The organism is Rhizobacter sp. P1_G5, from assembly GCF_056405435.1.
In genome coordinates this window covers 1-7,181 of the sequence record NZ_JBFUCB010000297.1, presented here as the reverse complement: position 1 = coordinate 7,181, position 7,181 = coordinate 1, and the positions used below count along the sequence as shown (strand labels likewise).

General features: G+C 73.2%; 6 protein-coding genes. 2 read left to right on the top strand and 4 right to left on the bottom strand.

Annotated features, from left to right (window positions below; all coding sequences use genetic code 11):
- A partial coding sequence (locus AC1D12_RS19565) for an HAD-IC family P-type ATPase (protein ID WP_477842358.1) occupies positions 1-1,178 on the bottom strand: 1,178 nt, incomplete at its 3' end.
- A 134-nt stretch (positions 1,179-1,312) separates the two neighbouring features.
- On the opposite strand from AC1D12_RS19565, the gene AC1D12_RS19560 reads away from it, so the two are divergent.
- The gene (locus AC1D12_RS19560) at positions 1,313-2,158 is read left to right on the top strand and encodes a universal stress protein (protein WP_477842356.1); all 846 of its coding nucleotides are present in this window, start codon (positions 1,313-1,315) and stop codon (positions 2,156-2,158) included.
- A gap of 3 nt (positions 2,159-2,161) precedes the next feature.
- The gene (locus AC1D12_RS19555) at positions 2,162-4,822 is read left to right on the top strand and encodes a bifunctional acetate--CoA ligase family protein/GNAT family N-acetyltransferase (RefSeq protein WP_477842354.1); all 2,661 of its coding nucleotides are present in this window, start codon (positions 2,162-2,164) and stop codon (positions 4,820-4,822) included.
- Between the two features lie 12 nt (positions 4,823-4,834).
- Here AC1D12_RS19555 and AC1D12_RS19550 read toward each other — a convergent pair whose 3' ends face one another.
- From AC1D12_RS19550 to AC1D12_RS19540, 3 genes are read right to left on the bottom strand one after another with little or no spacing between them, the layout of a single operon-like run.
- Positions 4,835-5,257 (bottom strand): universal stress protein, encoded by a 423-nt coding sequence (locus AC1D12_RS19550; RefSeq protein ID WP_465113055.1) that lies wholly within the window; start codon positions 5,255-5,257, stop codon positions 4,835-4,837.
- A gap of 34 nt (positions 5,258-5,291) precedes the next feature.
- Complete coding sequence (locus AC1D12_RS19545) at positions 5,292-6,146, bottom strand: universal stress protein (protein ID WP_477827381.1); 855 nt, start codon at positions 6,144-6,146, stop codon at positions 5,292-5,294.
- A gap of 38 nt (positions 6,147-6,184) precedes the next feature.
- A complete protein-coding gene (locus AC1D12_RS19540; RefSeq protein WP_477842352.1) occupies positions 6,185-7,111 on the bottom strand; it encodes a carbamate kinase in 927 nt (308 codons plus the stop codon).
- Positions 7,112-7,181 lie beyond the last annotated feature (70 nt).

The window sequence follows — 7,181 nt, the reverse complement described above, 5'->3', positions numbered from 1 at the left end:
CCCTTCATCGCCACCACGCAGCTGCCCTCGACCGAGCCGCCCGCGCGCCGCCACGCCTGCCGCACGAACGGCCGCTGCGGCTGCACGCCCTCGCGCCACAGCAGCGCCGCCTCGTCCTGGGGCTGCAGCGCGAGGATCGCCCGGTCCATCGGCTCCAGCCCTTCACCCACGCACGCCAGCGCGGCCCAGCGCAGCGCGTCGTCGCCGCAGGTCTCGACGACCGTCATGCGGTTGCAGGTCAGCGTGCCGGTCTTGTCGACGCACAGCACGCTGGCCGTACCGAGCGCCTCGATGGCCTGCGGCTGGCGCGTCAGCACCTGCTGCCGCGCCAGCCGCCAGGCGCCGAGCGCGAGCATCACCGTCCAGACCACCGCGAACTCCTCCGGCACGATCGCCATCGCGAGCGTCAGCCCGACCAGCAGCCCGCCGGTCCACGAACCGTCTCGCCACGCGAACACCGCCGCCGCCACGAGGCAGGTCGCGAGCGCCACCAGCGCGACGCGGCGCACCAGCACGTCGAGCTGGCGGCGCAGCCGGCTCGGCGGCGGCTGCAGCTGCCGGAGCGAACCTCCGATGCGCCCGAGCGCGGTGTGCACGCCGGTGCCGGTGACGACCGCGACGCCGTCGCCCTGCACCACCAGCGTGCCGGACATCAGCTGCCGCGCTTGCGGGCCGTCGCCGCCCTTGTCGACCGGCACCGATTCGCCGCTCAGCATCGATTCGTCGATCCGCAGGCCCTGCGTCTCGATCAGCAGCGCGTCGCAGGCGAGGCGGTCGCCCTCCTGCACGACGAGCCGGTCGCCGCGCACCAGCTCGTGGCTCGCGATGCGCCGCGCGACGCCGTCGCGCACCACGGTGCTGCGCGGGCTGGCCAGCTCCTGCAGCGCCTCCAGCACCGCCTGCGTGCGCAGCGCCTGCACCACCGAGATCGCGGCCACCAGCACCAGCGAGCCGCCGAGCACCAGCGCGTCGACGGCGTTGCCGAGCAGCCCGTACGTCATCGCGCACGCGAGCAGCAGCAGCACCATCGGTTGCGTCAGCACCTCGCGCAGCACCGCGGCGGCGCTGCGGTGCTGCGGCGGCGGCAGGCGGTTCGGGCCGTCGCGCCGCCATCGCGCGGCGGCTTCGGCATCGCTCAGGCCCGCAGGCCCCGTCATCGCCAGCTCGGCATCGTTCATCGGTGGTCCCTGGACAAGTGATCGCACTGTCCCCGCCGCTCGTCGAAGCGATCTTGCGTTGCGTCAATGCATCCGCCACGCGGCGCCCTAGATTGGCATCCGAACGATCCAGTGACCGTCACGAGGCCCGCACCATGAGCTACCGCAGCATCCTCCTGTACCTTGACCAGAGCCCGACCTGCGACGCCCGCACGCAGGCCGCCATCCGCCTGGCACGGCGGCTGGATTGCCACCTCGCGGGGCTCGCGCCGACCGGCCTGCTCGACCTGCCGGGTTCGCCGGGCGCGACGCTCAGCGACCTGGCCGCGCTCGCATGGGACAGCCTGCGCGACGAGGCCGAGCGCGCCGCCGACCGCTTCCGCGATGCCTGCGTCGCCGGCGGGCTTCGCTCGGCCGAGACGGTGATCGACGAGGCCGAGCCGGCCGCGTCGCTGATCGCCCATGCGCACTGCAGCGACCTGACCGTGCTGACGCAGGCCGATCCGTCGGCTCCCGGCCACCGCGGCGCACGCGCGGTGGTCGAGCAGGTGCTGCTGTACAGCGCCCGCCCGACGCTGCTGCTGCCGCATGCCTGCTCGCCGCAGGCGCTGGAGAAGATCGGCAGCAAGGCGATCGTCGCGTGGGACGAGAGCTGCGAGGCGGTGCGCGCCCTCAACGACGCGCTGCCACTGCTGCAGCAGGCGAGCGCCGTCGAGGTGGTGCGCTGGAACCCGCCCCGGCCTGCTGCCGGCGAACCGGCGGTGCCGCGGCTGGACGCACTGCGCCAGTGGCTCGCCTGGCACGGCGTGGCGGCCGACATGCGCGTGGAGACGACCTCGATCGACGTCGCCGACGCGTTGCTGTCGCACGCGGCCGACTTCGGCGCCGATCTCATCGTGATGGGCGCCTACGGGCATTCGCGTTGGACCGAACGGGTGCTGGGCGGCGTGACGCGGCAGCTGATCGGCAGCGCGACCGTGCCGCTGCTGATGTCACACTGACGCATGAGCGTCCGCCACCTCGATCACCTGCTGGAACCCCGATCCATCGCCGTCGCCGGGGCCTCCGACCGCCCGGCCAGCGTCGGCGCCACCGTCTGGCGCAACCTGCGCGGCGGCTTCAAGGGCCCGCTGCACGCCCTCAACCTGCGGTTGCGCACGCTCGACGGGCAGCCTGTCTTCACCCGCCCCGACCAGCTGCCGGCCGCGCCCGACCTCGCGGTGCTGTGCACGCCGCCCGAGACGCTGGTGGCGCTGATCGACCARTTCGGTCGCCTCGGCACGCGCGCCGCCATCGTGATGACGGCCGGGCTGAGCGCCGCGCAGAAGCAGGCGGTGCTCGAGGCGGCCCGCCCGCACGTGCTGCGCATCCTCGGGCCGAACTGCCTCGGCCTGCTGACGCCGCGCCTGGGCTTGAACGCGAGCTTCGCGCACACCGATGCGCTGGACGGCAACCTCGCCTTCATCTCGCAATCGGGCGCGCTGGTCACCGCGGTGCTCGACTGGGCCCGGGYACGCCGCGTCGGCTTCTCGCACCTGGTGTCGCTCGGCGAGCATGCGGATGTCGATTTCGGCGACCTGCTCGACCACCTGGCGAGCGATGCGCACACGCGCGCGATCCTGCTCTACATCGAATCGATCGGCGGATCGACCGGCACGGTGCGCAAGTTCATGTCGGCCGCGCGTGCCGCGGCGCGCAACAAGCCGGTGATCGTCGTGAAGGCCGGCCGCGCCGGCAACGGCCTGCGCGCGGCGGCCTCGCACACCGGCGCGCTGGCGGGCTCCGACATCGTGTTCGACGCCGCGATCCGCCGTGCCGGCATGCTGCGCGTGGACACGCTGCAGGAGCTGTTCGTCGCGGCGCAGACGCTGGCGCGCTTCGGTGCCAACCGCGACGACGCGCTGACGCTCGTCACCAACGGCGGCGGCGCCGGCGTGCTGGCCGCCGATGCGGCCGCGCGCGCCGGCGTGCCGCTGGCCGAGCCCACGACAGCGCTGCTGGCACGGCTCGACGCGGTGCTGCCGGCCACCTGGTCGCGCGGCAACCCGGTCGACATCATCGGCGACGCGCCGGTGCAGCGCTATGTCGACGCGCTGCAGGCGGTGCTGGCCGAGCCGCAGGCCGGCGCGGTGCTGTTCATGCACGCGCCGACCGCGATCGTGCCGAGCGCCGAGATCGCACGCGCGCTGTCGCCGCTGGCCCGCGAGGCGAACGGCCGGCTGATGGCGTGCTGGCTGGGCGACACGGCGGTGGCCGAGGCGCGCCGGCTGTTCACCGATGCCGGCGTCGCCGACTACGCGACGCCCGAGGAAGCGGTGAACGCGTTCTCGATGCTGCGCTGCTACCGGCACAACCAGGCGACGCTGCTGGAGACGCCGTCGGCCAGCGCCAATGCCGTGCCGGACCTCGCCGCCGCGCGCCGCGTGATCATCGCGGCGCTGCTCGACGGCCGCGAGATGCTGCAGGAACACGAGGCCAAGGCGGTGCTCGCGGCCTACGGCATTCCGGTGGTGACGCTGCGCGTGGCGGCCGACGCCGATGCGGCGGCCGGTGCGGCAGGCCGCATCGGCTACCCGGTGGTGCTGAAGATCGTCTCGCCCGACATCACGCACAAATCGGATGTCGGTGGTGTCGCGCTCGGCCTGGCCGACGAGGCCGCGCTGCGCGAGGCCGCGGCCGGCATGCTCGAACGGGTGCGCGCCGCGCGGCCGCAGGCCCGGGTGAGCGGCTTCACGGTGCAGGCGATGGCGAGCCGGCCGATGGCGCAGGAGCTGATCGTCGGCACGAGCATCGACCCGAGTTTCGGCCCGGTGCTGATGCTCGGCCATGGCGGCACGGCGGTCGAGGTGCGGGCCGACCGCGCGATCGCGCTGCCGCCGCTGAACCGGGCGCTGGCGCGCGAGCTGGTGTCGCGCACCCAGGTGTCGCGGCTGCTGGCCGGCTACCGCGACCACCCGGCCGCGCGGCTCGATGCGGTGGGCGATGCGCTGGTCGCGCTGTCGCAGATGCTGGCCGACCTGCCGGAGCTGGCCGAGCTGGACATCAACCCGCTGTGGGCCGACCACGACGGCGTGCTGGCGCTGGATGCGCGCATCCGGCTGAGCCGCGTGCCGGTGGCCGGTGCGGAGCGTTTCGCGATCCGGCCGTATCCGGATGCGCTGGTCGAGACCATCGCGTGGCGCGGCGAGCCGCTGACCTTGCGCCCGGTGCGCCCGGAGGACGAGCCGGCGCACCGCCGCTTCATCGAACAGCTGAGCCCGGACGACCTGCGCTTCCGGTTCTTCAACGCGCGCCGCGAGCTGGCGCACAGCGAGCTCGCGCGGCTGACGCAGATCGACTACGCGCGCGAGATGGCCTTCATCGCGGTGCGTCCCGGCGCCGACGGGGCGGGCGAGACGCTGGGCGTGGCGCGCGCGGCGGTCGACCCGGACAACGTCGAGGCCGAGTTCGCGATCGTCGTGCGCAGCGACCTGCAGGGCCGGGGCCTGGGCCGGCTGCTGATGGACAAGCTGATCGCCTACCAGGGCGCGCAGGGCACGCAACGCCTGGTGGGACTGGTGCTGCACGACAACCAGGCGATGCGGGCCTTCGTGCAGCGCTTCGGCTTCGAGGCGCAGGGCGGCGACAGCGATGCCCTGCGGATGGTGCTGCCGCTGCAGCCGTAGCGGAACAACGGATCAGCGGATCACGAGCACCGGCGTCTTGCAGTGGTTCAGCACGCGCGCCGTCACCGAGCCGAGCACGACCGAGCCCAGGGCGGAATGCCCGTGCGAGCCCATCACGACCAGGTCGAAGCGGCCGCTGTCAGCCAGCTCGCTGATCACCGCCGGCGCATGGCCGACCTTGTCGACGAAGCTGGCGTTCCAGCCTTGCTGGGCGATGAACATTCGCACCGGCTTCAGCACCTCATCGGCTTCTGCGCGGTAGTAGTTCTCGACCGTCGCGCGGTCGAAGAAGCCCTTGGCGTGCGGCGGCACCGGCATCGTGACGGTGAGCACGGTGTAGTCGTGGTTGCCGCCCAGGAACTCGTCGTGGGCGGCCAACCAGGCCAGCATCTGCTTCGTGCAGGCGCTGCCGTCGACAGCCAGCAGGATCTTCATGGTCTTCTCCTTCATCGTGGTGGACAGGTTCGGGTCAATGGATCATCAACAGCGGCAGCGGCGCGGTGTGCATCAGCGTGCGGGTGGCGCCGCCGAGCACCTGCTCGCGCAGCCGGCCGTGCCCGTAGCAGCCCATCACCAGCCACTGCGCGCCGACCTGCGCGGCCAGCGCCAGCAACTCGTCGCCGATCGAGCGCGGTTCGTAGCCGCGCTGGTGCAGCACGGGCGTGATGCCGTGGGCCTTCAGGTGGCCGACGATGTCGAGGCCGCCGGCGGCGCCGACGACCGCGTTGCGCGACCAGCTGGCGACATGCACCTCGCGGGCCTGCGCCAGGAACGGCAGCGCGGCGGTGACGGCGCGGGCCGCCTCGCGCGAGGGTTTCCAGGCCACCAGCATGCAGTCGGGCGCGGAGCTGGCGGTGCCGCGGTCGGGCACGATCAGCGCGGGCTTGCCGCTTTCGATCAGCAGCGATTCGGTGAAACCGGCCGGCAGGTCGTGGCCTGCGACGGCCGGGTCGCGCTGGCCGAGCACCAGCAGGTCGGTGCACAGCGCGTGCTGGACGAGGGCCTGCAGCACCGGTTCGCGCGTGACCTCGGCCCAGCGCACGCGCGAGAGCTCCTCGCCACCGGTGATGTCCTGCAGCAGCCGTTCGCGTGCGAGCTGGCGGGTGTCGGGCTGGTCGAGCGTGGCGGCTGCGCCGGCGACGGCGCCGAAGCGGCCTTCGGGTTCGGCATGCAGCGGCGTGGCGGCGAACAGCGCGGTGACGTCGCCGTCGTGCCGCTCGGCGAGTTCGCGTGCGATCGTGAGCCGTGTCGCGGTGCGCGGCGAGGTGTCCGCGAGCATCAGGATCGAGCGGATCGGGTTCACGGTGGCGAGGCGTTGCGGCATGGTGCAACGGTACGCCTGTGCCGCCGCGACGGCTTGATTCAACTCAAATCGGATTCATCGCGCGTGACCTGGGTGCCGCTGGTGCCGGCCAGCAGCGCGGCGACATCGTCGAGCCGGCCGATCGCGGCGCGCCGGCCGGTCGTCTCGACGAACTCAGCGGCGGCGAGTGCCTTGGCGCCCATCGAGCCGGCGGGCAGCGCGAGCTGGCGCAGCGAGCGCGGCGTGGCCGACGCGAGCCGGTGCTCGTCGGGCGTGCCGAACCCGGTGCGGATGCCGTTGACATCGGTGAGCAGCAGCAGCACGTCGGCGTGCAGCTCGCGGGCGAGCAAGGCGCTGGCGGCATCCTTGTCGATGACGGCATCGATGCCGCGCAGCATGCCGTCGCGCTCGACGACCGGGATGCCGCCGCCACCGGCGCAGACGACGACGACGCCGGCCGCGAGCAGGTGGCGGATGGCCCGCAGTTCGACGACCTGCTGCGGCCGCGGCGACGGCACGACGCGGCGCCACTGCTCGCCGTCGCGCGCGAACTGCCAGCCGCGTTCGGCGAGCAGTTGCACCTCGGGCAGCCGGTAGCCGGGGCCGACCGGCTTGGTCGGCGTGGCGAAGGCAGGATCGCCCGCGTCGACGCGCACCTGCGTGAGCAGTGTCGCGATCGGGTGGCCGCCGAGTTCACAGGCCAGCGCCTGTTCGACCAGGTAGCCGACCATGCCGTCGCTCTCGGCGCCGAGCACGTCGAGCGGGGTGGTCTCGGCACCGGCGCGGCTGTCCTGCCAGGCGGCGGCCTGCAGCGCGAGCCAGCCGACCTGCGGGCCGTTGCCATGCGTGACGACCAGCTCGTTGTCGGCGGCCAGTGGCGCGAGGGCCCGGGCTGCTGCCGTCAGGTTGTCACGCTGGACCTGCACCGACATCGGCTGGCCGCGGCGGATCAATGCGTTGCCTCCGAGGGCTGCGACGATTCTCATCTTGTCTCTCCGTTCTTTCTGTGCGCGTGGACGGGGCGGGCGGGGGCAGGCTGCGGGGGCTCAGCTGGGG